This window comes from Streptomyces sp. NPDC047515 (assembly GCF_040643055.1).
Lineage (GTDB): Bacteria > Actinomycetota > Actinomycetes > Streptomycetales > Streptomycetaceae > Streptomyces.
In genome coordinates, this window is sequence record NZ_JBEYTM010000034.1 from 37,097 (window position 1) to 62,916 (window position 25,820).

Annotated in this window: 25 protein-coding genes, 1 pseudogene and 1 riboswitch; of the genes and pseudogenes, 5 read left to right on the top strand and 21 right to left on the bottom strand. The window is 70.3% G+C overall.

Going from position 1 to position 25,820, the window contains the following annotated elements; genetic code table 11:
* Positions 1 to 121: 121 nt before the first annotated feature.
* The 4 genes from ABZ826_RS25300 (at position 122) to ABZ826_RS25315 (ending at position 4,216) form a co-directional block, all read left to right on the top strand.
* The gene (locus ABZ826_RS25300) at positions 122 to 613 is read left to right on the top strand and encodes an Lrp/AsnC family transcriptional regulator (protein WP_361452509.1); all 492 of its coding nucleotides are present in this window, start codon (positions 122 to 124) and stop codon (positions 611 to 613) included.
* A complete protein-coding gene (locus tag ABZ826_RS25305) occupies positions 598 to 1,977 on the top strand; it encodes an aspartate aminotransferase family protein (RefSeq protein ID WP_361452512.1) in 1,380 nt (459 codons plus the stop codon). Before ABZ826_RS25300 ends, ABZ826_RS25305 begins: the two co-directional genes overlap by 16 nt.
* 332 nt (positions 1,978 to 2,309) lie before the next feature.
* Positions 2,310 to 3,047, top strand: a complete 738-nt coding sequence (locus tag ABZ826_RS25310) for an ATP-binding cassette domain-containing protein (protein WP_361452515.1) — start codon at positions 2,310 to 2,312, stop codon at positions 3,045 to 3,047.
* Positions 3,029 to 4,216, top strand: coding sequence for a hypothetical protein (locus ABZ826_RS25315; protein WP_361452518.1), 1,188 nt, complete (start codon positions 3,029 to 3,031; stop codon positions 4,214 to 4,216). The genes ABZ826_RS25310 and ABZ826_RS25315 overlap by 19 nt, the downstream gene beginning before the upstream one ends.
* A 228-nt stretch (positions 4,217 to 4,444) precedes the next feature.
* On the opposite strand, the gene ABZ826_RS25320 is transcribed toward ABZ826_RS25315, so the two are convergent.
* From ABZ826_RS25320 to rpsB, 10 genes are all read right to left on the bottom strand, one after another.
* Positions 4,445 to 4,897 carry an SRPBCC domain-containing protein gene (locus ABZ826_RS25320; protein ID WP_361452521.1) on the bottom strand — a complete coding sequence of 151 codons (453 nt, stop codon included), beginning with the start codon at positions 4,895 to 4,897 and terminating at the stop codon, positions 4,445 to 4,447.
* A gap of 200 nt (positions 4,898 to 5,097) precedes the next feature.
* Positions 5,098 to 6,123, bottom strand: a complete 1,026-nt coding sequence (locus ABZ826_RS25325) for an ABC transporter ATP-binding protein (protein ID WP_361452524.1) — start codon at positions 6,121 to 6,123, stop codon at positions 5,098 to 5,100.
* Between the two features lie 2 nt (positions 6,124 to 6,125).
* Positions 6,126 to 7,739 carry an iron ABC transporter permease gene (locus ABZ826_RS25330; RefSeq protein ID WP_361452623.1) on the bottom strand — a complete coding sequence of 538 codons (1,614 nt, stop codon included), beginning with the start codon at positions 7,737 to 7,739 and terminating at the stop codon, positions 6,126 to 6,128.
* A gap of 155 nt (positions 7,740 to 7,894) precedes the next feature.
* Entirely contained in the window at positions 7,895 to 9,007 is a 1,113-nt protein-coding gene (locus ABZ826_RS25335; protein ID WP_361452527.1) for a thiamine ABC transporter substrate-binding protein, read from the bottom strand.
* A gap of 73 nt (positions 9,008 to 9,080) precedes the next feature.
* Positions 9,081 to 9,197, bottom strand: a riboswitch (TPP riboswitch).
* A 41-nt stretch (positions 9,198 to 9,238) separates the two neighbouring features.
* Positions 9,239 to 10,345: a 23S rRNA (adenine(2503)-C(2))-methyltransferase RlmN gene (rlmN, locus tag ABZ826_RS25340; protein WP_361452530.1), complete on the bottom strand. Its 1,107-nt coding sequence runs from the start codon at positions 10,343 to 10,345 to the stop codon at positions 9,239 to 9,241.
* Positions 10,346 to 10,446: 101 nt separating this feature from the next.
* Complete coding sequence (locus ABZ826_RS25345) at positions 10,447 to 11,532, bottom strand: phosphatidate cytidylyltransferase (protein ID WP_361452533.1); 1,086 nt, start codon at positions 11,530 to 11,532, stop codon at positions 10,447 to 10,449.
* Positions 11,532 to 12,089, bottom strand: coding sequence for a ribosome recycling factor (gene frr, locus ABZ826_RS25350; RefSeq protein WP_361452536.1), 558 nt, complete (start codon positions 12,087 to 12,089; stop codon positions 11,532 to 11,534). Before frr ends, ABZ826_RS25345 begins: the two co-directional genes overlap by 1 nt.
* Positions 12,090 to 12,268: 179 nt before the next feature.
* A complete protein-coding gene (gene pyrH, locus ABZ826_RS25355; RefSeq protein ID WP_351083131.1) occupies positions 12,269 to 13,045 on the bottom strand; it encodes a UMP kinase in 777 nt (258 codons plus the stop codon).
* 159 nt (positions 13,046 to 13,204) lie between these two features.
* The gene (gene tsf / locus ABZ826_RS25360; RefSeq protein ID WP_361452540.1) at positions 13,205 to 14,059 is read right to left on the bottom strand and encodes a translation elongation factor Ts; all 855 of its coding nucleotides are present in this window, start codon (positions 14,057 to 14,059) and stop codon (positions 13,205 to 13,207) included.
* A gap of 99 nt (positions 14,060 to 14,158) precedes the next feature.
* The gene (gene rpsB, locus ABZ826_RS25365) at positions 14,159 to 15,115 is read right to left on the bottom strand and encodes a 30S ribosomal protein S2 (RefSeq protein WP_361452543.1); all 957 of its coding nucleotides are present in this window, start codon (positions 15,113 to 15,115) and stop codon (positions 14,159 to 14,161) included.
* A gap of 277 nt (positions 15,116 to 15,392) precedes the next feature.
* Here rpsB and ABZ826_RS25370 point away from each other — a divergent pair.
* A pseudogene (locus ABZ826_RS25370) lies at positions 15,393 to 16,034 on the top strand (M23 family metallopeptidase); the annotation flags it as partial.
* An 86-nt stretch (positions 16,035 to 16,120) separates the two neighbouring features.
* On the opposite strand, the gene ABZ826_RS25375 reads toward ABZ826_RS25370, so the two are convergent.
* The 11 genes from ABZ826_RS25375 to lepB (ABZ826_RS25425) form a co-directional block, all read right to left on the bottom strand.
* Positions 16,121 to 16,687 (bottom strand): helix-turn-helix domain-containing protein, encoded by a 567-nt coding sequence (locus tag ABZ826_RS25375; RefSeq protein WP_361452626.1) that lies wholly within the window; start codon positions 16,685 to 16,687, stop codon positions 16,121 to 16,123.
* A gap of 354 nt (positions 16,688 to 17,041) precedes the next feature.
* Entirely contained in the window at positions 17,042 to 17,878 is an 837-nt protein-coding gene (whiG, locus tag ABZ826_RS25380; protein ID WP_361452546.1) for an RNA polymerase sigma factor WhiG, read from the bottom strand.
* 242 nt (positions 17,879 to 18,120) lie between these two features.
* The gene (gene dprA / locus ABZ826_RS25385) at positions 18,121 to 19,275 is read right to left on the bottom strand and encodes a DNA-processing protein DprA (RefSeq protein ID WP_361452549.1); all 1,155 of its coding nucleotides are present in this window, start codon (positions 19,273 to 19,275) and stop codon (positions 18,121 to 18,123) included.
* Positions 19,276 to 19,379: 104 nt separating this feature from the next.
* Positions 19,380 to 21,005 carry a YifB family Mg chelatase-like AAA ATPase gene (locus tag ABZ826_RS25390; RefSeq protein ID WP_361452552.1) on the bottom strand — a complete coding sequence of 542 codons (1,626 nt, stop codon included), beginning with the start codon at positions 21,003 to 21,005 and terminating at the stop codon, positions 19,380 to 19,382.
* The gene (locus tag ABZ826_RS25395; protein ID WP_361452555.1) at positions 21,005 to 21,364 is read right to left on the bottom strand and encodes a YraN family protein; all 360 of its coding nucleotides are present in this window, start codon (positions 21,362 to 21,364) and stop codon (positions 21,005 to 21,007) included. The genes ABZ826_RS25390 and ABZ826_RS25395 overlap by 1 nt, the downstream gene beginning before the upstream one ends.
* Before the next feature lie 126 nt (positions 21,365 to 21,490).
* Entirely contained in the window at positions 21,491 to 21,799 is a 309-nt protein-coding gene (locus tag ABZ826_RS25400) for a DUF2469 domain-containing protein (RefSeq protein WP_003965949.1), read from the bottom strand.
* A gap of 64 nt (positions 21,800 to 21,863) precedes the next feature.
* The gene (locus ABZ826_RS25405; protein WP_361452558.1) at positions 21,864 to 22,352 is read right to left on the bottom strand and encodes an NUDIX hydrolase; all 489 of its coding nucleotides are present in this window, start codon (positions 22,350 to 22,352) and stop codon (positions 21,864 to 21,866) included.
* On the bottom strand, positions 22,342 to 23,088 hold the full coding sequence (lepB, locus tag ABZ826_RS25410) for a signal peptidase I (protein WP_361452561.1): 747 nt from the start codon (positions 23,086 to 23,088) through the stop codon (positions 22,342 to 22,344). Before lepB (ABZ826_RS25410) ends, ABZ826_RS25405 begins: the two co-directional genes overlap by 11 nt.
* A gap of 51 nt (positions 23,089 to 23,139) precedes the next feature.
* Positions 23,140 to 24,039 carry a signal peptidase I gene (gene lepB, locus ABZ826_RS25415; protein ID WP_361452629.1) on the bottom strand — a complete coding sequence of 300 codons (900 nt, stop codon included), beginning with the start codon at positions 24,037 to 24,039 and terminating at the stop codon, positions 23,140 to 23,142.
* The gene (gene lepB / locus ABZ826_RS25420) at positions 23,936 to 25,015 is read right to left on the bottom strand and encodes a signal peptidase I (RefSeq protein ID WP_361452564.1); all 1,080 of its coding nucleotides are present in this window, start codon (positions 25,013 to 25,015) and stop codon (positions 23,936 to 23,938) included. The genes lepB (ABZ826_RS25415) and lepB (ABZ826_RS25420) overlap by 104 nt, the downstream gene beginning before the upstream one ends.
* A complete protein-coding gene (gene lepB, locus ABZ826_RS25425) occupies positions 25,008 to 25,778 on the bottom strand; it encodes a signal peptidase I (protein ID WP_361452567.1) in 771 nt (256 codons plus the stop codon). Before lepB (ABZ826_RS25425) ends, lepB (ABZ826_RS25420) begins: the two co-directional genes overlap by 8 nt.
* Between the last annotated feature and the right edge of the window lie 42 nt (positions 25,779 to 25,820).

Here is a 25,820-nt window from a genome sequence, read left to right on the forward strand (position 1 = left end):
TGTCGCTTTCGACATGCCTACCCGCCGTGAACTTCGGATTCAGTGAGATCAAGACCCTCAGACAACGAATTTCATCGATTTGGGGTTGCCAGACAGACGAGTCCCAGTGCAGAGTGAGTGCGTGGCCAGTCGCAGCGCAGACTCCAGGACAGGGAACGGATCGTCCCCAGCGGTCGATGCCGTGTCCCTCGCAATCATCGAGCAGCTCCAGGAGGACGGACGCCGTCCGTACGCCGCGATCGGCAAGGCCGTCGGCCTCTCCGAGGCGGCCGTGCGGCAGCGCGTTCAGAAGCTGCTCGACCAGGGCGTGATGCAGATCGTCGCCGTCACGGACCCGCTCACCGTGGGATTCCGGCGGCAGGCGATGGTGGGCATCAATGTCGACGGCGACCTCGATCCCGTCGCCGAGGCGCTGTCGGCCATGACCGAATGCGAGTACGTGGTGATGACCGCGGGCTCCTTCGATCTGATGGTGGAGATCGTCTGCGAGGACGACGACCACCTGCTGGAAACGATCAACAAACGCATCCGGGCCATCCCCGGCGTGCGCTCCACCGAGAGCTTTGTGTACCTGAAGCTCAAGAAGCAGACCTATATGTGGGGAACCCGATAGCCGTGAGCAAGGACCTCAGCCGAACCGCGTACGACCACCTGTGGATGCATTTCACCCGCATGTCGGACTACGAGAACGCGCCCGTTCCCACCATCGTGCGTGGCGAGGGCACCTACATCTACGACGACGCAGGCAAGCGCTACCTCGACGGCCTGTCGGGCCTGTTCGTGGTCAACGCCGGTCACGGCCGTCACGAGCTCGCCGAGGCGGCGTACAAGCAGGGGCAGGAGCTGGGCTTCTTCCCGGTCTGGTCCTACGCCCACCCGAAGGCCGTCGAGCTGGCCGAGCGCCTCGCCGACTACGCGCCGGGCGACCTCAACAAGGTCTTCTTCACCACCGGTGGCGGCGAGGCCGTGGAGACCGCCTGGAAGCTGGCCAAGCAGTACTTCAAGCTCCAGGGCAAGCCCACCAAGTACAAGGTCATCTCGCGTGCGGTCGCCTACCACGGCACCCCGCAGGGCGCCCTGTCGATCACCGGCCTGCCGGCCCTGAAGGCCCCCTTCGAGCCGCTGGTCCCCGGCGCGCACAAGGTGCCGAACACCAACATCTACCGCGCCCCGATCCACGGCGACGACCCCGAGGCCTTCGGCCGCTGGGCCGCCGACCAGATCGAGCAGGAGATCCTCTTCGAGGGCCCGGAGACCGTCGCCGCGGTCTTCCTGGAGCCGGTGCAGAACGCCGGTGGCTGCTTCCCGCCGCCGCCCGGATACTTCCAGCGCGTGCGCGAGATCTGCGACAAGTACGATGTGCTGCTCGTCTCCGACGAGGTCATCTGCGCCTTCGGCCGTCTGGGCACGATGTTCGCCTGTGACAAGTTCGGCTACGTGCCGGACATGATCACCTGCGCCAAGGGCATGACCTCGGGCTACTCCCCGATCGGTGCCTGCATCGTCTCGGACCGCATCGCCGCGCCGTTCTACGAGGGTGACAACACCTTCCTGCACGGCTACACCTTCGGTGGCCACCCGGTCTCCGCGGCGGTGGGCCTCGCCAACCTCGACATCTTCGAGCGCGAGGGTCTCAACCAGCACGTCCTGGACAACGAGAACGCCTTCTTCACGACGCTGCAGAAGCTGCTCGACCTGCCCATCGTCGGCGACGTCCGCGGCAACGGCTTCTTCTACGGCATCGAGCTGGTGAAGGACAAGGCCACCAAGGAGACCTTCACCGACGAGGAGACCGAGCGCGTCCTGTACGGCTTCCTCTCCAAGGCGCTCTACGACAACGGCCTGTACTGCCGGGCCGACGACCGCGGCGACCCGGTCGTCCAGCTCGCGCCGCCGCTGGTCTCGGACCAGTCGACGTTCGACGAGATCGAGGGCATTCTGCGGACCGTCCTCACCGAGGCGTGGACCAAGCTCTGACCGACGCTACGACCGGCTGTCCGACCACGGATCGAGCATCCGGTCGACGGCCCGGCCGCCTGTCGGCGGACCGGGGGCCGTCCGGCCGTGAGCGACCGGACGGCCCCTGGGGCTTGACCCTCGCTTGACCACCACGTGACCGGCCTCCGCCGGTCGTTTCATACGGTCCACACGGCCCGGATGAGCCCATTCGAGTGGGAAGGGGTGCATCCGGGCCGTGTGCTGTGCCCACACCGCGGTTCGAATCCCTACGGTGCCGAGTGACCGATCGGCCCCCTCTTCGTTCCCCCGTACGGGGGACGGGAATTACGATCTGAACCGAGGTGTACGCCATGGTGGCCCCGCCGGACAACGACGTGATCTGGGCACGTTCCCTGCAGCACTCCCACAACGGCTCACCCGCGCTCGGCGGAGTCTCCGTGGATGTCCGGGACGGTGAGATCCTCGCCGTGACCGGCCCTCGGGGCAGTGGCAAGACCACCCTGCTGCACTGCCTCTCCGGTCAACTGGTGCCCCAGCAGGGCGAGGTGTGGTTCAACAGCGTCCCCGTCCACACCATGGGCCCCCGGCTGCGCGAGCGACTGCGCCGCGACAAGTTCGGCTGGATCGCCCCCGAGCCCCAGCTGGTGCCGGAGCTGAACACCTGGGAGAACGTGGCTCTTCCGCTGCTGCTGCGCGGCGCCTCGCACCGGGAGGCGAAGCGGACGGGCCTGGAGTGGCTGGAGCGGCTGGACATCGGCGGGTGCGCCAAGAAGCGACCGCACACACTGCCCCAGGGACAACGCCAGCGGATCGCCGTGGCCCGCGCGCTGGCCGCCTCACCCGCGGTGATCTTCGCCGACGAGCCGACCGCGACCCTGCACCGCACCGACCGGACCCATGTGCTGCGCACCCTCACCAGCGCGGCCCGTTCGCACGGCATCACCATCGTGCTCGCCACCCATGACGCGGAGGTCGCCGCACTCGCCGACCGCACGGTCCCGCTGCTGGACGGTCGCCGCGTCACCACCGTCGCCCTGCCCGCCGTATCCGATGCGGAGGGCCGCGCGGCGTGCTCGCTCTCCGTCTAGCCCGGGGTTCCCACCCACTGGTCCTGATGCGGCGGCTGCTGGTCGCGGCCGCCTCCGCCGGAGTCGGCTTCCTGCTGCTGGGCGCCCTGGGCTACGCGTCGGCGCACCCCGCGCACTCCACCGGGGCCGTGCTGCGGCTGCTGTGGTGCTTCGTCCCGCTGGCCGCCACCGTGCAGTTCGCGGTCGCGGTGGCCCGTACCGACCCGAGTAGCCGGCCGCGCACCGGACTGTCCGCCGTGGGCCTCGGACCGGTGCGGCTCACCGTGCTCGCCGCGGTCTCCACCGCCGTCTCCTGCACGCTCGGGTCCATGGTGGCGCTGCTGCTCTTCCTGCATCTGCGCGGTGATCTGTCCGGGCTGCCGTTCGACGGCGCGGCGGCCGGGATGCTCGACGCGGACGCCCCGCTGCCGCTCGCGGCCGTGCTCGTACTGCTGGCCCTGGTCCCGGTGGCCGCGGCGACGGCGAGCGGGCTGGCGCTGCGCACCCGGCCGGTCGCGACGGCGGCCGGGGACGAGGGCGCCTCCGCGGAGATCCCGCCGGAGGCCGAGCCGGCCGCTCCGGCGACGCCCCCGACCGGGCTGCCGTGGGGGGTGGCGCTGACCGCGGTCGGTCTCGCCGTCGAGGCGTACATGAGCGGCGGCACGGGGCGGAGCCTGCTCCCGCTCCCCGGCAGGCTGGACGCCACCCCGGCCGGAGTGCTGGCGGGGTGGACGCTGACGGCGATCGGACTGGCCATGGCCGGCCCCGGCCTGGCGTATCACTGCGGGCGGCTGCTGCAGGCCGTGCGCCCCGGCGCCGTGCGCCTGCTGGCCGGCCGGGTGCTGATGGACGAGGCGCGCCGGATCGGCGGGCCGCTCGGAGTGGTCTGTGCCGTCCTCTCCGCCATGATCGCCGCCTACGTGCTGTACGGAACGGACCCGCGCCCCTTCGGCCCGCTCACCGCGCTCGGCGCGGTGCTCGTCCTCGGCTGTACGACGGCGACGCTGCTGACCTCGGCGCTGGAAGCGAGGCAGGACCGCACCCGGACGACGCAGGCGGTGCTGCGGCTCGGCGCCCCGGTCTCGGCCCTGCGGTTCGCGACGGCGCTGCGCGCCGTCGCCCTGCTGGTCGTCTTCGCCCCGCTGACCTGGCTGATCGCCGAGCTGGCGGCACTGCCGCTGACGGCCTGAGGCCACCGTCTCCCGGCGCGTCCGGCCGGGAGACGGTGGACGACGGCAGTGCCTTGCCACACCCGGGACCGAGTCGCTCGCCGCGTTCGGCGAGGTCGTGTCGTCGGACCGCGGTCGTCCGGCGGGAGGCCGGGCCGTCAGTCCCTCGGTCACCCCGCCGGTCACCGGGTGGGCGACCGCTGCCAGGCCCCTCGGCCAGTTGCCCGGCGGACCGGTGGCCGGGGCGGTTCAGAGAGAGGCCAGCCGGGTCACGAGCGCGTCGAAGAAGGCGTCCCAGCCGTCCTCGGCCGCCGCGTACTGCTCGGCCGTGAGGTTGCCGCCGCGCTGCGTGAAGACCATTTCGGTGGACTTGTCGCCGCGATCGGTGAAGGTGACGGTGACGGTCTCGCCCTCGGTGTCGGCAGGCGCGGTGGCGTCCTTCAGCGTGAAGGCCAGCCGCTCGGGGGCGACCACCTCCCGGTAGACCCCGTGGAAGGGCATCTCGGTACCCGGCACCACGATGACCAGGCTCCAGGCCCCGCCGGGCCGGACGTCCATCGACACCCGGTCGAGCGGGACCTCGGCGTCCCCGCCGTACCAGGCGGCGAAGTGCTCGGGCGTCGTCCAGGCCTCGAAGACACCTTCCCGCGGGGCGTCGAGGACGCGGGTGATGTCGATGCCCTCGCGTGCTGACTCGGTCATGGTTCCCGTCCTTCCCGGAGTCCTTCCGGATCTTGCGCGTGTCCTCCCCCAGCTTGCACGCACACCACCGCGCCGACCCGGCACGCGCCGTCCCTCCGGCGTGCTCCGGCAGGTCCGGACGCCGGGAAGGGCCGGACCGCCGGATGCGGCTCGGCCGGTCCAGTGAACGCGGCCACGGCCTGCGTCGGCAGCGCGACCGGTCAGAGTACGGCGGGCAGGACGACGGTCTCCGCCGCGTCGAAGCCGACCCCCACCGTCGCGCCCTCCTCGGGCGCGTCCCTCAGCGCACACTCCGCCTCCAGGACCGGACCGCCCGGCGGCGTCAGCCGCACGGCGACATGGTTGCCCCGGAACGTACGCGTCCCCACCGTGCAGCGCAGCCCTTCGTCCGGGGCGCCGATCCGGACCCCGGCGGGGCGCACCAGCAGGTCGCACGCCCCCTGCGGCGAGCCCTCGGTCACCGGGATCCTGCCCCACACCGTGTCGGCGGCCGTACCGGACACCGTCGCCTCCACCACGTTGTCGAAACCGAGGAACCGGGCGACGAAGGCGGACGTCGGCCGCTGCCAGACCTCCAGCGGGGTGCCGACCTGCGCGATCCGCCCTTCGCGCATCACCACCACCCGGTCGGCCAGGGCGAACGCCTCGCCCTGGTCATGCGTGACGGCGAGCACCGTCGTACCCAACCGCCCGAAGAGCGTCCGCAGTTCGACGACGAGCCGCTCGCGCAGGCCTCGGTCGAGCTGGCCGAGCGGCTCGTCCAGCATCAGCAGTTTCGGCCGCGGGGCGAGGGCCCGCGCGAGGGCCACTCGCTGCTGCTCACCGCCGGACAGCGCGGCGACGGCCCGGCGTTCCGCGCCGGGCAGGCCCACCAGACCGAGGAGTTCGCCGACCCTGAGCTCCTGGTCCCGTCGCGAGACCCCGCGCATCCGCAGCCCGAAGGCGACATTCGCACCGACGTCCCGGTGCGGGAACAGCTGGTGGTCCTGGAACATCAGGCCGAGACCGCGCCGGTGCACCGGCACCCCGGCCTGGTCCGAGCCGTCCAGCAGCACCCGGCCGCCGTCCGGCGGACACAGTCCGGCGACCACCCGCAGCAGGGTCGACTTGCCGCTGCCGCTCGGCCCCAGCACACACACGATCTCGTGCTCGGCGACATCGAGGTCCACCCTGTCGAGAGCCGCCCGCTCACCGAAGCGAACCGTGGCCGATTCCAGTGTCAGCATCCCTAGAACTCCCCGGATCGGTCGGTACGGATACGTTCGAGCAGCAGCAGCGAGGCAGCGCAGACCACCATCAGAATGGTGCTCAGGGCCATCGCCTGGCCGTAGTTGAGCTCCCCGGCGCGCCCCAGCAGCCGGGCCACCGCGACCGGCAGCGTCGGGCGGTCGGGCCGTGCGATGAACACCGTCGCGCCGAACTCACCGAGCGAGACGGCGAACGCGAAGCCGGCCGCAACCAGCAACGCCCGCCGCACCAACGGCAGATCGACCTCCCGCCAGGCCCGCAGCGGGGACGCCCCGAGCACCGCCGCCGCCTCCCGCAGCCGGCCGTCCACCGCCCGCAGGACCGGCAGCATCGTCCGTACGACGAAGGGCACACCGACCAGTGCCTGGGCCAGCGGCACCAGGATCCATGAAGTCCGCAGGTCCAGCGGCGGCTTGTCCAGCGTGATCAGAAAACCGAAGCCCACGGTGACCGCGGAGACCCCGAGCGGCAGCATCAGCAACGCGTCGAAGCCGCGGACGAGCCGCCCGGCCCGCCGGGTCAGCGCCGCGGCGGCGAGCCCGCCGACGACCAGCGCGATGACCGTCGCGACCAGTGCGTACTGCAGTGAGTTCCCGATCGCTTCGAGCGGTGCGACCAGGAACGTACCGCCGCCCGCGTCCGCGGACCGCAGGGCACGGTAGTAGTCCAGGCCACGACCCCCCGGAGTGTCCAGCGAGCGTTCCACCAGTACCCCGAGCGGCAGCAGTACCAGCAGCAGCACGGTCAGCAGCACCCCGCCGAGGAGCGCCCACTGCCCGGCACCGCTCGGCCTGCGGGCGGTCTGTGCCGGGTCGACCAGCCTCAGCGCGGTCTCCCTGCGCCGTACCGTCCACGCGTGCACGGCGAGGATCGCGCCGACGGCGGCGAACTGCACCAGCGTCAGTACGGCGGCCGTCGGCAGGGCGAGCAACTGGGCGGTCTGCCGGTAGATCTCCACCTCCAGCGTGGCGTACCCCGGCCCGCCGAGGATCTGCACGACCCCGAAGGAGGTGAAGGTGAAGAGGAAGACCATCAGCGCGGCGGCGGCCACGGCGGGTGCCAGGGCAGGCAGGGTGACCCGCCGCCAGGCGGCAAACCGTCCGGCGCCCAGCACCCGGGCGGCCTCCTCCTGTCGCGGGTCGAGCTGTGACCACAATCCGCCCACGGTCCGTACGACCACCGCGTAGTTGAAGAAGACATGGGCGAGCAGAATCGCCCAGACGGTGGTGTCGAGCCGTACGCCCCAGAGCTGGTCGAGGAACCCACCGCGTCCGAGCAGCGCCAGGAAGGCCGTCCCCACGACGACGGTGGGCAGGACGAACGGAACGGTGACGACCGCCCGCAGCAGCTGTTTGCCGGGGAAGTCGAAACGGGCGAAGACGTAGGCGCCGGGCAGCGCGATCAGCAGGGTCAGCGCGGTCGAGGCGAGCGCCTGCCAGGTGGTGAACCAGAGGACGTCACGGATGTCCGGCCGGGTCAGCACCTCGCCGATCCGGCCGAACTGCCAGACCCCGTCCGCCTTCAGCCCGCGGCCGACGATGGCGGTGACGGGGTAGGCGAAGAACAGCGCGAAGAACGCGACGGGCACGGCCATCAGGCCGAGCCGTACCGCGCTCCCGCGCCACGCCTTCGCGCGCACCGAGTCCACGCGCCCCGAGGAGCCGCGCGGCTCCTCGCCTCGCGGCCGCCGCACGTCCTCCTCGGGCGCATCCTTCCCGCCCGCGTCCGATCCGCGTACGGGAGTCTTCGCTACTTCACTACGAGCGAGGACCACGACTGGACCCACTGCTCACGGTTCTTGGAGATCCGATCGGGGGCGACCGTCGTCGGCCTGTCGACCGTCGCGCCGAACTTCATGAAGAGCTCCGGCAGTTTCGCGCTCTTGACGACCGGGTTCACGAACATGTTGAGCGGCATGTCCTCCTGGAACCTCTTGCTGATCAGGAAGTCCAGCAGGGCCTTGCCGCCCGCCTCGTTCTTCGCACCGTCCAGCAGGCCGGCGAACTCGATCTGGCGGAAGCAGGTCCCGGTGGCGACGCCGGTGGGGGCCTCGGCCGGCTGCGGCTTCGCGTAGAGCACCTCGACGGGCGGGCTGGAGGCGTACGAGACGACCAGCGGCCGGTCGGCCTTGGCCTTCCGGCCGCCCGCGGAGCCGGAGAACTCCTCGTTGTAGGCCTGCTCCCAGCTGTCGACGACCTTGACGCCGTTGCTCTTCAGCTTCTTCCAGTAGTCCTGGTAGCCCTTGTCGCCGTAGGTGGCGACGGTGCCGAGGAGGAAGCCGAGGCCGGGCGAGGAGGTCGCGGCGTTCTCGGTGACGAGGAGGTTCTTGTACGCGGGCTTCGCCAGGTCGTCGAAGGACCGCGGCGGCGCCAGCTTCTTGTCGGCGAAGTACTTCTTGTCGTAGTTGACGCAGATGTCGCCGGTGTCGATCGGGGTGACCCGGTGCTTGGCGGCGTCCAGCCGGGTGTCGGCCGCCACCTGGTCGATGCCCTTCGCCTCGTACGGCGTGAAGAGCCCGCTGTCCAGGGCACGGGAGAGCAGGGTGTTGTCGACGCCGAAGAACACGTCGCCGCGCGGGGAACCCTTGGTCAGGATCTCCTGGTTGAGCGCGACACCCGCGTCGCCGCTCTTGAGCACCTTGACGGTGTAGCCGGTCTTCTCGGTGAACTCCTTGAGCACGTCCGGAGAGGCGTTGAAGGAGTCATGGCTGACGAGCGTCACGGTCTTCGAGCCGGAGCCCTTCGTGCCCCCGGAACCGGAGGCCGACTTGTCGGAACTCCCGCATCCGGCCAGTGCCGTGACGCCGAGCGCGGCGGCGGCAGCGGTCGCCGCGAACTGCTTGGTTCTGCGCGTGGTGCGCATGGTGGATTCCTCCTGGGTTTTGGCCAGGAAGAGACGCGGCCCCGCCCGCGCAATGCGGGCAGGGCGCAACAGCATGAGTTGATGACCGAACTTCCTACCCGGAATGACCCGGGCGAGGTTCAGAGGGTCTGCGGCCGACCTGTCCTCGGTGCCGCACTCTCAGCGCTGTGGCGCTCCCCTGTCGGAATATGAAGTTGATTTCAGGCCCAGGTTACACGGGCCGTCCCGGCCTCAGCGCTCGGCCGCCGCCAGCTGTCCGCAGGCTCCGTCGATCTCCTGGCCGCGGGTGTCCCGCACCGTCACCGGCACCCCGTGGCTCGCGATCGCCTCGACGAAGGCCTTCTCGTCCTCGGGCCGCGAGGCGGTCCACTTGGAACCGGGCGTCGGGTTCAACGGGATCAGATTGACGTGCACCCGCTTGCCCTTGAGGAGCCTGCCGAGCAGGTCACCGCGCCAGGCCTGGTCGTTGATGTCCCGGATCAGCGCGTACTCGATGGAAACGCGGCGGCCGGACTTCTCCGCGTACTCCCACGCCGCGTCCAGCACCTCGCGCACCTTCCACCGCGTGTTCACGGGGACGAGCGTGTCGCGCAGTTCGTCGTCCGGCGCGTGCAGGGAAACGGCGAGGCGGCACTTGAAACCCTCGTCGGCGAAGCGCAGCATCGCGGGCACCAGACCCACGGTGGAGACGGTGATCCCGCGCTGCGAGAGCCCGAGGCCGTCCGGCTCCGGGTCGGTCAGCCGACGGATCGCGCCGACCACCCGGTTGTAATTGGCGAGCGGCTCGCCCATGCCCATGAAGACGATGTTGGAGAGCCGGGCCGGGCCTCCGGGGACCTCCCCGTCGCGCAGGGCCCGCATGCCGTCCACGATCTGGTGGACGATCTCGGCGGTCGACAGATTTCGGTCGAGACCGGCCTGTCCCGTCGCGCAGAACGGGCAGTTCATCCCGCATCCCGCCTGGGACGAGATGCACATCGTCACCCGCTCCGGGTAGCGCATCAGGACGGACTCGACGAGCGTCCCGTCGTGCAGCTTCCACAGCGTCTTACGGGTGGTGTCGTCGTCACAGCTGATGTGGCGGACCACGGACATCAGGTCGGGGAACATCGCCTCGGCGAGCTTGTCCCGCGAACCGGCCGGGATGTTGGTCCACTCGGCCGGATCGTGCGCGTACCGCGCGAAGTAGTGCTGCGAGAGCTGCTGCGCGCGGAACGGCTTCTCGCCGATCGCGGCGACCGCTTCCTTGCGCTCGGCGGGCGTGAGGTCGGCGAGGTGCCGCGGCGGCTTCTTGGCTCCGCGGGGCGCGACGAAAGTGAGTTCTCCGGGCTTAGGCATGGTTCATCCAGTGTCGCAGACAGAACGATGAGGGCCCGCCGCCCTGTGGACGACGGACCCTCACTCGTAAATGCCCAGGTCAGGACGGTGGCTCTCGCGAATCAGCCGGAACCCACGAACAGCACCAGCAGCAGCCAGACCACCGGGGCGGTCGGCAGCAGCGAGTCCAGCCGGTCCATGATGCCGCCGTGCCCCGGCAGCAGCGTGCCCATGTCCTTGATGCCGAGGTCCCGCTTGATCATCGACTCGCCCAGGTCACCGAGGGTGGCGCTGACCGCGACCGCGAGCCCCAGCAGCAGTCCCTGCCACCAGGAACCGCCGTCGATCAGGAACTGCATGCACAGCGCGCCGGCGACCATCGCGAAGGCGACGGCCCCGAACAGGCCCTCGCGGGTCTTTCCGGGGCTGATGCGCGGCGCGAGCTTGTGCTTCCCGAAGCGCCAGCCGACGGCGTACGCGCCTGTGTCGCTGACCACGGTCAGCAGCAGGAAGGTGAGCACCCGCTGCGGCCCGTCGTCCGCGGTCAGGAGCATCGCGACGAAGGTCGCCAGGAACGGTACGTAGAACGCGGCGAACACGCCGGCCGTGACGTCCTTGAGGTAACCCTCCGGCGGCTCGGTCATCCGCCAGACGAGCACCGCGAGCGCGGTCAGTGCCACCGCCACCCAGGCGCCCTCGGCGCCCCGGGCGTATCCGGCCACGACCATCGCCGCGCCGCCGACCGCGAGTGGAACGAGCGGCGCCCTGATGCCCTTGCGCTCCTCCAGCCGCGAGGTGAGCTCCCAGAGCCCCACGACGACGGCGACGGCGATCACACCGACGAAGACGGCCTTCACGATGAACAGCGAGGCGACGATTACGGCGCCGAGCCCCACACCGACCCCTATGGCGGCTCGCAGATCGCGACCCGCACGCTTCTTCTGCGGGGGTGGTGGCGCGGTGGACATGGGCTCCTGCGGCTTCTCGTCACGAAACAGGGGGCCGCCGCTCAGGCGTGCGGCCCCCTGGTCCCGGTCATCACGGTCGTCAGCGTCTCTACCTGCGTCGGGAGCGTCCGGCACGATGGGCATGGGCCGAGTCTGCTGGGCGTCATGTACATCGTATGCAGGACCCGCCGGAGCCGCCTGCATCTCGGGCGCACCCCAGCGACCGGCTCCCTGCGGGGCGCCCCGGGAAGAGTCGTTCATCAGACTTCGAGCAGCTCGGCTTCCTTGTGCTTGAGCAGCTCGTCGACCTGTGCGACGTACTTCGCGGTGGTGTCGTCGAGCTCCTTCTCCGCGCGACGCACCTCGTCCTCGCCGGACTCCTTGTCCTTGACCAGCTTGTCCAGCGCCTCCTTGGCCTTGCGGCGCACGGCCCGGATGGAGATCTTGGAGTCCTCGGCCTTGCCCTTCGCGACCTTGATGTAGTCGCGGCGGCGCTCCTCGGTCAGCTCCGGGAAGCTCACCCGGATGATATTGCCGTCGTTGCTCGGGTTGACGCCCAGGTCCGAGTCACGGATGGCCTGCTCGATGTTGCGCAGCGCGCTCTTGTCGAACGGCGTCACGACGGCCATGCGCGGCTCGGGCACCGAGAACGAGGCGAGCTGGTTGATCGGGGTCAGCGCGCCGTAGTAGTCGGCGACGATCTTGTTGAACATCGCCGGGTGCGCACGGCCGGTACGGATCGCGGCGAAGTCCTCTTTCGCCACGACGACGGCCTTCTCCATCTTCTCCTCGGCCTCAAGGAGGGTTTCTTCGATCACCACGTGCTCCTGCGTGTCTTGAGTGGGCCCGGCTGCTCGGGCCCGGCGGGTCCTGCGTCGCGTCCTCACCTGCACGGTGTCCGACCGGCAGGCCGTTGTCCATCCTTCGGGACCTGTACCGGGGTGTACCCCGCAGGCCCCGGACCCTCCCGTCGCTTCCCGGGAAGGTCCCCCGGTTCTCAGGTCCGGGTGCCCTGGTCACTCACGAGCGTGCCGATCTTCTCACCCTTGACCGCACGGGCGATATTGCCCGTCGCGGTCAGCTCGAACACGAGGATCGGCAGCTGGTTGTCGCGGCAGAGCGTGATGGCGGTGGCGTCGGCGATCTTGAGATCGCGGGCGAGCACCTCGCTGTACTCGAGCGCGTCGAACTTCACCGCGTCGGGGTTGGTCTTCGGGTCGGAGTCGTAGACCCCGTCCACCCCGTTCTTGCCCATCAGCAGCCCCTGGGCGTCGATCTCCAGGGCGCGCTGGGCGGCAGTGGTGTCGGTGGAGAAGTACGGCATCCCCATGCCGGCGCCGAAGATGACGACGCGGCCCTTCTCCAGGTGGCGCACGGCGCGCAGCGGGATGTACGGCTCCGCGACCTGCCCCATGGTGATGGCGGTCTGGACGCGGGAGTCGATGCCTTCCTTCTCCAGGAAGTCCTGGAGCGCCAGGCAGTTCATGACCGTGCCGAGCATGCCCATGTAGTCGGACCGGGCCCTGTCCATGCCGCGCTGCTGGAGCTCGGCACCACGGAAGAAGTTGCCGCCGCCGATGACGACCGCGATTTCCGCACCGTCGCGGACGACTGCCGCGATTTCCCGGGCGATGGCGTGCACGACGTCGGGGTCGACACCGAGACCCCCGCCGCCGGCGAACGCCTCTCCGGACAGCTTCAGCATGAAGCGTCCGGGCACCTTGCCGTCGTCGCGCTTGTGGTCACCTTTTGCGGCGTCCGCGCCCTTGTTCATGGAGATTCTCCTCGTACACATACGAAGAAGGCCATTGCCGGTGGGTCTGGTGTTCCCCTGCGGCAATGGCCTCCTCGTCAGATCTGCGGTCGTACGGCATGTGTGCGGCCGACGACTGCACTAGACCCTATCGGGGTCCACCGTTGTTCGCGGACGGACTCAGATGCCGACCTTGATGCGCGAGAAGCGCTTCAGGGTGACACCGGCCTCGTCCAGAACCTTCTGAACGGACTTCTTGTTATCCTTGGCGAACGCCTGCTCCAGGACGACGACCTCCTTGAAGAAGCCGTTGACGCGACCCTCGACGATCTTCGGAAGGGCGGCCTCGGGCTTGCCCTCCTCGCGAGAGGTGGCCTCGGCGACACGACGCTCGTTCTCGACCGTCTCGGCCGGGACCTCGTCACGGTTGAGGTACTTCGGGGCGAAGGCGGCGATGTGCTGCGCGACGTCCTTGGCCACCGCTGCAACTGCCTCGTCCGAGGCGGTCCCCTTGTCGAGGTCGACCAGAACACCGACCTGCGGCGGGAGGTCGGGCATCGTACGGTGCATGTACGCAGCCACGTAACCACCGGTGAACTGCGCGAAGCGGTCCAGAACGATCTTCTCGCCAAGGTTGGCGTTGGCCTCGTCGACGTACGCCTGGACGGTCTTGCCGGCCTCGATCTCGGAGGCGAGCAGCGCGGCCAGGTCGGCCGGCGAGGTCGCGGCGACGTGGGCGGCGAGCGTGTTGGCGACGGTCTGGAACTTCTCGCCCTTGGCGACGAAGTCCGTCTCGCACTTCAGCTCGAGCAGAACGCCGGAGGTCTTGTCCTCGGAGATGAGGGAGACGACGGCACCGTTCTCGGCAGAACGGCCCTCGCGCTTGGCGACGCCCTTCTGACCCTTGATACGGAGCTCCTCGACGGCCTTGTCGACGTTGCCGTCGGCCTCGTCGAGCGCCTTCTTGCAGTCCATCATGCCGGCGCCGGTCAGCTCGCGGAGCTTCTTGACGTCAGCGGCGGTGTAGTTCGCCATGAGTCTGTGTTTCTCTCTCGAAGTCTGAAAGATCTACGGGTGAACGGCGGGGGCGGTGCTTGTGGCACCGGCCCCCGCCGTCATCAGCCGTGACGGATGTCAGGCCTGCTCGGCGTCCGCGGCCGGGGCCTCGGCAGCGACCTCGGCCGACTTCTCGTCGTCCGCGGCCGGGGCCTCGGCAGCGACCTCGGCCGGCTTCTCGGCGTCCGCGGCCGGGGCCTCGGCGTTCGCGGCCTTCTCGGTCTCGGCGGAGGACTGCACCTCGGCGTCGGCCTTCTTGTCGCCCTCGAGCAGGTCGCGCTCCCACTCGGCGAGCGGCTCACCGGCGGCCTTCTCGCCCGGCTTCGAGTCACCGGTGGCGGCACCGGAACGGGCGATGAGGCCCTCGGCGACGGCGTCGGCGATCACGCGGGTGAGCAGGGTGACGGAGCGGATCGCGTCGTCGTTGCCCGGAATCTTGTAGTCGACCTCGTCGGGGTCGCAGTTGGTGTCGAGGATCGCGACGACCGGGATGCGGAGCTTGCGCGCCTCACCGACGGCGATGTGCTCCTTCTTGGTGTCGACGATCCAGACGGCGCTCGGCACCTTCTGCATCTCGCGGATACCACCGAGGGTCTTCTCCAGCTTGGCCTTCTCGCGGGAGAGAACCAGGAGCTCCTTCTTGGTGAGGCCGGAGGCGGCCACGTCCTCGAAGTCGATGAGCTCAAGCTCCTTCAGACGCTGAAGGCGCTTGTAGACGGTGGAGAAGTTGGTGAGCATGCCACCGAGCCAACGCTGGTTGACGTACGGCATGCCGACGCGCGTCGCCTGCTCGGCGATGGCCTCCTGGGCCTGCTTCTTGGTACCGACGAACATGATGGAACCGCCGTGGGCGACGGTCTCCTTGACGAACTCGTAGGCGCGGTCGATGTACGACAGCGACTGGAGCAGGTCGATGATGTAGATGCCGTTGCGCTCGGTGAAGATGAAGCGCTTCATCTTCGGGTTCCAGCGACGGGTCTGGTGACCGAAGTGGACGCCGCTTTCCAGCAGCTCCCGCATCGTGACGACGGCCATGGCCGTACTCCTTGAGGTGCTCGGTTGTCGCGACCGCAGGATTGCTGTCGCGCCTGACGCCCCGACGCGCCGTGCCACGAGGGACCGAGGAGCGCGGCCACCGTCCGCGGAGAGGGAGGTGGCGGGGCGTGCGAAGTCGACCCGGTGACCCGGATCGCCATAGGAAGTGTACGGGACAGGTCGGGTGCCGGGTGACGGCACTGTCCACAACCGGTCGGTAGTCCACAGATCCGGTCCATGATCCGCGCGATTCCGTGCGGCGCGGGACGGTTCTGCCATGCGATGCACAACCGATCCGACCGTGCCCCGCTCCGGGCACGGACTCCGTTTCCGCGCGGCCGCAGCGGCCGTGCTCATGGTGGCCGCCCTTCTCGCGGTGCTGTGCGGCACGCGGGTCGTGGCGGCCGAAGCGCCTCCGCCGACGCCTGCTCCCGCACCCGTTCCCACGCCCGCACCGGTCCCCCGGCCGGACGGTGCGCGATCGTGGCCGCTCGCCGGGCGGCCCGCGGTCGTACGAGGGTGGGAGCCGCCGGCCGACACCTACGGGCGGGGCCACCGCGGGGTCGATCTCGCCGCGGGGCCCGGCACGCAGGTGCTCGCCGCAGCCTCGGGGCGGGTCTCGTTCGCAGGTCGTGTGGCGGGGCGCGGGGTGCTGGCGATCGAAGTGGCCGGGACCGGCGATCCACCGCTGCGGACCACGTACGAGCCGGTGCGCGCGCTGGTCGCGAAGGACGAGCAGGTGACGGCGGGACAGGTCGTGGCGATTGTGGAGGCGGGCTCCTTCCACTGCGCGTCGGGCTGTCTGCACTGGGGGCTGCGGCGCGGTGCCACGTATCTGGATCCGCTCTCGCTGCTGCCGCCCGCGCTGCTGCGGCGGGGGCCGTCCCGGCTGCTACCGGTGTTCGGCGTACCGGAGCCCCGGCCCTCCGCCGAGGGGGCCGGGGGCGGACTCGCCGCCTCCGGCGTGCTGCCCGTCGCCGCGACAGGGCGCCGACGTCGCCGACGTCAGCCCTGTCCGCCCCGCACGCCACGCAGAATCATGGCCACGGCGGTGTCCGCGATCACGGCCGGCTCCTCCGCCACGCCGAGTTCGATACGCCGGACGGCGGCGTCCACCGAGCCCTGCAGCAGCATCGCCGCCAGCCTCGGCTGTTCATGGCCGAGGTCGCCGAGCGCCTCGACGATCATGGCGATCAGCCCGCCGTGCGCGGCCCTGATCTTCTCGCGTGCGCCCGCGTCCAGTTCGCTCGCCGAGATCGCGACGACCGCCCGGTGGCGGCGGTCCCCGACGAGGTCGAGCTGTCGGCGCACGTAGGCCTCGACCTTGCCCTCGGGTGTGGTGGCCTGCTCCATCGCGTTCTCGACCTCGGCCGCCCAGACGGGGAAGTCGACGGCGCAGAGCTCTTCGACGACGGCCGCCCGGGAGCGGAAGTATTCGTAGACGGAGGACCGGGCGAGGCCCGTGCGTTCGGCGAGGGCGGGGAAGGTCAGCGCCTCCGTACCACCCTCGGACAGCAGGGAGCGGGCGGCGTCCAGGAGGGCGCCGCGCTGCATGGTCCGGTGCTCGGCCACCGAGGCCGCTCGAATCCTGGGCACGCGTCCACTCTACGGCGACCCGTGTTCGGGAGAGTGCCTACGGCTCCGATCGGTGGCCGAAGCGGACCGGGCCCGCGTCGGGCGCCCGCGGCCTCAGCGCCTGTCGGGCGGCCTTCGATCGGGCAGCGGACGCGGGTCTGGTGCGTGCGATTCCAAGGCGCCGGGATGTCCTCGGACGGGGTCTCCCCTGCTCGAACGAAGCTGAGAGCTCGGGGATGGAGCTACCAGGGCATTTCGGCAACGCGGGAGGGGGTCCCCCCTGGCCCTCAAGGCCTTGGGGGAGTGCGTGCCAGGACGTGGCCGCCCGATCAGAGGCCGCCCGACAAGCTCTCAGCGCCCGGCGTCGGCCAGTTTCGCGCGCAGTTGCAGCACCGATTTGGTGTGGATCTGGCTGACGCGGCTCTCGGTGACTCCGAGGACATTGCCGATCTCGGCGAGCGTGAGGCCCTCGTAGTAGTAGAGCGTGACGACCGTCTTCTCGCGCTCCGGAAGCGTGTTGATCGCTCGGGCGAGCAGCCGTCTGAGCTCACGGTCCTCGGCGACCTCCACCGGATCGTCGGCGGCGGTGTCCTCCAGCGTGTCCATCAGGCTCAGCCGGTCGCCGCCCTCGCCGCCGACATGCAGCAGTTCCTCCAGCGCCACCACGTTCGCCAGCGACAACTGGCTGAAAACCGCGTGCAGTTCCTCCAGCGCGATGCCCATCTCCGCAGCCACCTCCGGCTCGGAAGGGGTGCGCCGCAGCTGGGCCTCCAGCGTGGCATAGGCACGCTCCACGGCCCGCGCCTTCTGGCGCACCGAGCGCGGAATCCAGTCCAGCGCACGGAGTTCGTCGATCATCGCGCCCCGGATGCGGGTGATCGCGTACGTCTCGAACTTGATCGCGCGCTCGATGTCGAACTTCTCGATCGCGTCGATCAGTCCGAACACCCCCGAGGAGACAAAGTCCGCCTGCTCGACGTTGGAGGGCAGGCCCACGCTCACCCGGCCCGCGACGTACTTGACCAACGGCGAGTAGTGCAGGATCAACTGCTCCCGCAGCCGCTCGTCGCCCGTGGACTTGTATGAACGCCACAACTCGTCGAGCGAGGAGGGGGCGGTGGGGCGCACAGTGCCACGCGCAGCCGGTGGTACTGCCGCGCGGTCAGACCCGGAGGTGTGCTGGGGCATGTGGTGCCTTGAGCCGTTCTGCCGTGAAGTGCTGGAGGACGTGTGTGTGAGTGGGATTCCTTGTGAGCGTAGCGTGACTGAGGCGTCGCGGTCCGCGCAGGACAGCGGATCGGTGCTGTGTGGTCCCGGCCGGTCGGACATGACTGGGATCCGGGGCCGCCGCCTCGTGCGCCGGCCCCGGAGGCGTCGCTTAAGGATCCGCCGAGGTCATCGGCATCACCTTTTCACCCGAATGCTCCAGGTCAAGTACCGCCTCGCCGCGCGTCGCCATTGCATGTCGATCGCGGCGTCAACCGCCATCCGTCGCCATCGCGTTCGACGAACCCCAGTGAGTGCAGTTCGTACAGCCTGCCGAGCGCTTCGTCGGCGCCGGTTCCCGCAGCGCGGGCCACGTCCCGCCCGCTGACTGCGCCGCGGGACGGCAGCGCGTCGAGGACCCTGGCGGAGACCGCGTCCAGCAGGTCCCTGGGGTGGACGGGGCCGCGTCTGGGCGGAGCCAGCTCGCCGATGTCCCCCACCAGCTCGGCGACTTCCGCGGCATCCGTCACCAGGACGCCCTCGCCCCGGAGCAGCTCATGGACCCCTGCCGACAGTCCGCTGGTGGCGGGGCCCGGCACCCCCATGGTGAAGCGGCCGAGCCGCTGCGCGCTGCGTGCGGTGACCAGCGAACCGCTGCGGTACTCGGCCTCGACCACGACCGTCCCACGCGTCAACGCGGCGATGACCCGGTTCCGGAGAATGAATCTGCTGCGGGTCGGATGATCGGACGGTGGCAATTCACCGATGACGAGCCCCTGTTCCGCCATCCGTCCGATCAGCTCGGCGTGTCCCCGCGGATAGGCGACGTCCACCCCGCAGGCCAGGACCGCCATCGTCGCCCCGCCGACGGCGAGCGCCCCACGATGCGCGGCCCCGTCCACCCCGAATGCCGCCCCCGACACGACGACCCACCCCAGCTCGGCGAGCCCGGCTCCGAGACTCGCCGCCATGTGGGATCCGTACGGTGTGCAGGCACGGGCCCCGACCACGGCGACCGAGCGCAGCGCCCAGAGCCGCAGGTCGCGCGGCCCCCGCACCCAGAGGCCGATCGGCCTGCCGTCCCCCAGGTCGTCGAGCTGGCTGGGCCACTCCAGCTCACCGGGGCAGACGAACCGACCGCCGAGCGCGGCAACCGCCGCCAGGTCCCGCTCGGGCTCGACGTGCTCGGCCCGCAACCGGTATCCGTCGAGACGTTTCGGCGTCATCCGGCTCAGTCGCTCCGCGGTCCCGTCCCTGGTGGTGATCCGCCGTATCAGTTCGACGGCACCGCACTCGCGCAGCCAGCGTCCGCCCTGCTCGTCCCCCGGTTCCAGGACGCGGGTCAGTGCGGCCCGTGCCACCCGTTCCCGCTCGCTCACCGCCGCTCCCGGTCCTCTCGGGGGCCCCGCCACCGCGTCGCGCTGCGCGCGCCGCCCCGGAAGGCGCCCCGGCTCCCGCTCCCGGCCGCTGTCGGCCACGGGCGTCATGACGCCCCGGCCTTCGTTGCGGCGCCCCGTGGAATCCCGGTCCGCAGTTCCAGCGCCACCGCGATGTCGGAGGCCTCCGGGCGGTCGGCGCCGCGCAGATCGGCGACCGTCCACGCCACCCTGAGCACCCGGTCCAGGCCGCGCGCGGTGAGCAGGCCCCGCTCCAAGTCCCGCTCGGCCTCCATGAGCGCGCCCGGTGCCGCAGCCAGCCTGGTCCGCAACTCGTGGCCGGGCACCTCGCTGTTGGTCGTCCAGGCGGTGCCGGCCAGCCGCTCCGCGGCCCGCGCCCTGGCCTCCCGGACCCGGGCCGCCACCGTGGCCGTCGACTCTCCCCTGCCGCCCTGGCCCATCAGGTCACGACGCCCGACCGGGTCGACGACGACCCGGAGATCCACCCGGTCGAGCAACGGTCCGGAGAGCCTCGCCTGGTAGCGCCTGACCGTCGAGGGCGGGCATTCGCAGCCGGCGCCGCTGAGGGTGTGCCGTCCACACGGGCAGGGATTGGCGGCGAGAACCATCAGGAACCGGGCGGGCAGCCGCACCACCCCGGCGCTGCGTGCCACCACCACCTGCCCCGACTCCAGCGGCTGGCGCAGCGCGTCCAGCGCCCGCACGGAGAATTCCGGCGCCTCGTCCAGAAAGAGAATCCCCCGGTGTGCCAGCGAGACCGCACCGGGCCGCGGCAGCCCGTTGCCCCCGCCGACCAGCGACTGCATCGTCGCCGAGTGGTGGGGAGCGCAGTACGGCGCGCGGGTGACCAGCGGTTCCCCGGGCGGCAGAATGCCCGCCACCGAGTGCACCGCGGTGACCTCCAGCGACTCCTTCCTGGTCAGCGTCGGCAGGATCGCCGACAACCGCTCGGCCAGCATGGTCTTGCCGGCGCCCGGCGGCCCGGAGAGCAGCAGGTGGTGACCGCCCGCCGCGGCGACCTCCAGTGCCTTGCGCGGCCGCTCCTGCCCCGCCACCTCCGCTAGGTCCGGCGGGCTGCCGTCACCGTGTCCGGCCCCCCGGGCGATCCCGGTGCCGATACCCGCGCCGGGCACCATCAGCCCGGCCAGCATGGCGTCGGGCCGCCCCTCGTCGCAGGACACCCGCTCGTCCGGCACCGGCTCGTCGCAGAGGACCGCGATCAGCTGCCGCAGGCTCCGCACCCCGAGCACCGAGACCCCGGGCACCAGCGCCGCCTCTCCCGCGGTCTGCTCGGCCACGACGACCTGGCGGTACCCGGCCTCCGCCGCGGCGAGCACGGCGGGCAGCACACCACGCACCGGCCGCACCCGGCCGTCGAGCCCCAGCTCACCGATCATCACCACATCGGCGATGGCCGCCGGATCGATCCGCTCGGCGGCCCCCAGCACCGCGCAGGCGACCGCGAGATCGAAACCGGAGCCGCTCTTCGGCACCGAGGCGGGCGACAGCCCCACCGTGAGCTTCTTCTGCGGCCACTCGGCCCCGGAGTTCACGACCGCGGCCCTGACCCGGTCCCGGCTCTCCACCAGACTCTTGTCCGGCAGCCCCACCAGGGTGAACGCGGCCACCCCCGCCTCCAGGTCCGCCTGGACCTCCACCACCACGCCCTCGACGCCGACGAGCGCCACCGAACACGCCCGCGCGAACCCCATCAGGCCACCCCGCGCGCATGCTCGGCGACGGGCGCTCCTCGCCTGGGCAGCAGCACGCCGACCAGATCGATCCGGACCCCGCCGGGCGGCGGACCGCCGTGCCGGTGGAGCCAGATCCCTGCCAGCCGACGCAGCCGCTCCGCCTTGACCGGTGTGACGGCCTCCATCGGATGCTCGAAGGCACCCGCCCTCCGGGTCTTCACCTCGCAGACCACGAGGGTGTCGCCGTCCATCGCGACGATGTCGATCTCGCCGGCACGACAGCGCCAGTTCCGTTCCAGTACGGACAGGCCCGCGTCGGTCAGCAGCCGCGCCGCCAGATCCTCGCCGTACCGCCCGAGTGCCCCCCGTGCGTTCATATCGGCACCACCTCCGGGACCGACTCTGACGGGTTCGGTCCCGGCTGGTGGATCTTGGTGGACAAGTCCGGGATTGTGGATAACCCAGCCACCCGGAAGTGGGAATCAGCCCCCGGAAAACGGGGCTCAGCCGCCCGGGAGTTCGAGATCGCTCTTGTTGAGCTCCTCGATGTTGACGTCCTTGAACGTCAGCACTCGTACCTGCTTGACGAAGCGTGCGGGCCGGTACATGTCCCAGACCCAGGCGTCCGCCATGGATACTTCGAAGAACACCTCACCCTGAACCGAGTGCACCTGCATCTCGTAGTCGTTGGTGAGGTAGAAGCGCCGTTCGGTCTCGATCACGTATTTGAACAGACCGACGACATCTCGGTACTCCCGGTAGAGCTTCAGCTCCATCTCGGTCTCGTACTTTTCGAGGTCCTCGGCGCTCATTGGCATGTTCCCCTTCAGCCGTGCGTGCCCCCATTGTGCGCCAGAGCCGGGCGCCCCCGGGCGCTTAGACGATTTCGGGGGCCAGAACCATTGGCGTACGCGGAGGCCCCTCGGCGAGCAGCGTGCGCAGCAGCTCGGCGAGCCTGGTCGGGTACACCGTCTCACGCGCCGCCGCCAGTTCGGCGGAGGTCCACCACCTCAGACCCGCGACGCTGCGCTGCTCCAGCCCGGTCAGCCCACGTGTGTCGGTGGCGATCTGCGTCGTACGTGCCAGGTAGTACCACTCGTCCTGCTCCCAGCGGCGGCCGTCGAACGGGAACGAGCACATCCGTTGCCAGAGCAGCGGGCCCAGCTCGACGTCGGTGATCCCGGTTTCCTCGGCGAGTTCGCGCAACGCGGCCTGTTCCCGGGTCTCGTCGCCCTCCAGACCGCCACCCGGCGTGAACCACCAGGTGCTTGCCGGGTCCTCCGGTTCGAACCCGTGGATCAGGAGAATGCGGTCGTCTGGGTCCAGCAGCACCACACGGGCGGCCTTCCGTTTCTCAGTGCGCACCGGCGGTCGCCCGTTCGCTCCTGCTCCGTGCCGACCGCGCGGACCGTGCCGCGATCGGGCCGTACGCGGCTCCGGCGAGGATGAGCACCGCGCCCACCGCCACGGCAGCGAGCTGCAGCCGCAGCGGTCCGGGCGAGGACACCCCTCCGGGGAGGGAGGCGAAGGCCTGCGGCCGCCCGACCATTCCGTTCAGCGGCCAGGCGATGGCGTCCACCCTGGCCTGCACCGCGCTGCGCGGCACGGAGCCCTGTCCCGGGTCGTCCAGATGGACCCGCGAGTCCAGCGAGGCGCTGCGTTCGTCCCCGAGCAGGAACAGCTGTCCCTTGGGCACATCCGCCGTGAAGTCGCTCACCGAGGCGAGGTCCTTCGTCTGCAGATACGGTTCCTCAACGGCTTTGCCGTTGATCTTGAGGCGGCCCTTGTCGCAGCAGGCGATCGTGTCGCCGCCGATGCCCACGACCCGCTTCACCATCGGCATGTCGCCCCACGTCGGATCGGTGAAGACCACCACGTCGCCGCGGCGCACCTGGCTGCCGTCGATCCGCTCCGCGAGCACCCGGTCGCCGGCGTGCACCGTCGGTGTCATCGACTCGGTCGGCACGGTGTACGGCTTGTACATCACGGCCGCCCAGGCGAAGCCGCCGAGGAAGAGCACACAGCCGACGGCCACGGCCAGTCCCGACAGCTTGCTGCCGAGCCGACCGTGGCCGTCACCCGTACGTCCTGTTCCACTCATCCCAGCGTCCCCCACCTCGGAGATCGACAATCGCTGATCCGAGTCGGCACCCTACCCGGCGGTACGCCCGCTGGTCAGCCTCTTGCGACGCCACATTACGAGGGGCACCGCACCGGCTACGCCGAGTGCTCCGGGGGCCAGGCCCATCGCCGCGTTGATCCCCGGCTGGTCGAAGGTGTTCGGGACCGGCAGGGTCGACCAGCGGTTGATCGGCCACGCCACGACGATGGCCCGGCCGACGACCTCCTTGTTGGAGACCGTGCCGCCGCCCGGCAGCCCCTGGTGATAGCGGGAGTCGAGGGAGTTCTGGCGGTGGTCGCCCATCACCCAGATGCGGCCCTCGGGCACATTGATCGGACCGAACGGCTCGTCATTGCAGGGCGTGTTCCCCGGGAAGATGAACGACTTGTCGTCCAGTGCCTTGCCGTTGACCACGACCGGGCCGTCCTTCTTGCACTCCACCGTGTCGCCGCCGACCGCGATGACCCGCTTGATCAGGTCCTTCTCCTCGGCGGACGGCATCAGTCCGATGAAGCTGAGGAACTTCTGCACCACATTCGGATTGCTCGTCTGGGTGCTCTCCAGCCAGCCGCCCGGGTCGTGGAAGACCACGACCTCGCCGCGCTTGGGCTCCGCGCCGAACCACGGCGTCAGCTTGTCGACCAGCACCCGGTCGCCCCGCTGCAGCGTGTTCTGCATCGAGTCCGAGGGGATCGAGAACGCCTGCACCAGAAACGTCTTGATCAACAGCGCGAGAACCAGCGCGATACCGATGAGCAGAGGCAGCTCCTTCCAGAAGGAGCGCGGCTTCTTCACGGCCGAATCACCACCGCCCGGGGAGTCGCCGTCACTCCCGGCGCCGTCCGCCGTCGTCCCGGCGGACTCGACATTCTCCGGATTGCCCGGCCGGTCCTCGGGCTCCTCGTGTCCGGATCGCGCGCCGACCGCCAAATCCCCCACATCCACTCCTTACTCCGTGCCACCGCCCGCGCCCTAGCCGGTGCAGGCCCACCACTCCCATAACGAGCGGGAGTTCCGCAGGGGTCGGGAGAGGGATCATTCCGTTGGGATCCTTGGACGACACACTATTCGACGGGCCCGACCCAGCAGCCGTCCCGGCGCGCGCGTCAGGGACCGAGTCGAATGTCGCCGGTTCCTCCAGTTTTCGCCAGTGACCGAAGGGCCAGGCGATGACCACGGCCCGCCCCACGACCTCGTCCTCGGAAACCGTGCCGTGCTCAGGCTCGTCCAAGTGATAGCGCGAATCGGCCGAATCGGACCGGTGGTCGCCCATCACGAAGATCCGTCCGGCCGGAACCTTTACCTCGAATTTGATGAGGGAGGGCGGGTTGCCGGGGTGCAGATACGGCTCGTCGAGCGGCACTCCGTTGACCGTGATCCGGCCGTCCTTGTCACAGCACTTCACCGTGTCGCCGCCGACGGCGACCACCCGTTTGATCAGATCCTGCTCGTCGTCGGAGGGCAGCAGCCCGATGAACGTCAGCGCTTCCTTCACCTGCTTGACGACGACGGGCGAGTCCTTCTTGCCGACGTTCTCCTGCTTCAGCCAGTGCCCCGGGTCCTTGAAGACGACGACGTCACCGCGCTCGGGCCTGGAGCCGAACCAGGGGGTCAACTTGTCCACGAGCACCCGGTCGCCGATTCGGATGGTCTGCTCCATCGATCCCGACGGGATCACGAAGGCCTGCACCAGGAAGGTCTTGAGCACGAGCGCGATCAGCAGCGCCACGGTGATGAGCAGCGGGATCTCCCGCACGGCCGACCCGCGCCGCCGCCGTCTGACCTTGCGTGCCAGTCTGCGCCGCTCCGCCCTGGTCGGCAGCGAGCGCGCGGCCGTCGGGCCGGTGCCGGCCGGCACCGGTATCTCCGGGTCGGCCCCGCCCTCCCGCCGCCCGCGGCTACCCATGGGCCCCGCCCGGTGCCCGTACGCCGACGAAGGCGGCGCTGTCCGGCAGCGAGCCCAGCCGGCCCAGCGGCCAGCCGATCCAGTCCACCCTCCCGATCACCCTGTCGACCGGGACCATGCCGCCGCCCGGCTCTCCCAGGTGGTCGCGCGAGTCGCGGGAATTGCTGCGGTGGTCGCCCATCATCCACAGCGTGCCGTCGGGGACGACGATGTCGAAGCGCACCCGGGACGGTACGTCTCCCGGATACAGGTAGTCCTCGTCGACGGGACGGCCGTTCACCTCGACCCTCCCGCGTCTGTCGCAGCAGACCACCCGGTCGCCGCCCACACCCACCACCCGCTTCACGTAGTCGGTCTCGGCGGGCCTCGCCAGGCCGAGGGATGCTGCCACGCCGTGCAGCAGGCCGGTGACGGGATTCTCCCGTGGCGCCTCCTGCACGAAGGATCCGGTGCCGTCGAAGACCACCACGTCACCGCGCTGCGGTACGGAGCCGAAACGGTATGCCAATTTGTTCACCAGCACCCTGTCCCCCACCCGCAGCGTGGACTCCATCGAGCCGCTGGGGATCAGGAAGGGCTGCACCACGAAGGCGCTGAGCAGCAGCACGAAGACCGCGCAGACGGCGCCGAGCGCGGCGGTCCGCCGCCACGACATCGGGGCGGCCATCCGGTCCGGGATACGCGAGAAGCGCGACCTCTCCTCCGACCCTGTTGCGGGTGCGGAGGAGCGGTCGCGCTCCGAGGGCTTGGCTTCCGTGTCCATCGGGGCCAGAGCTTATCCGGCCGTCCTGTGGACCTGGGAGTT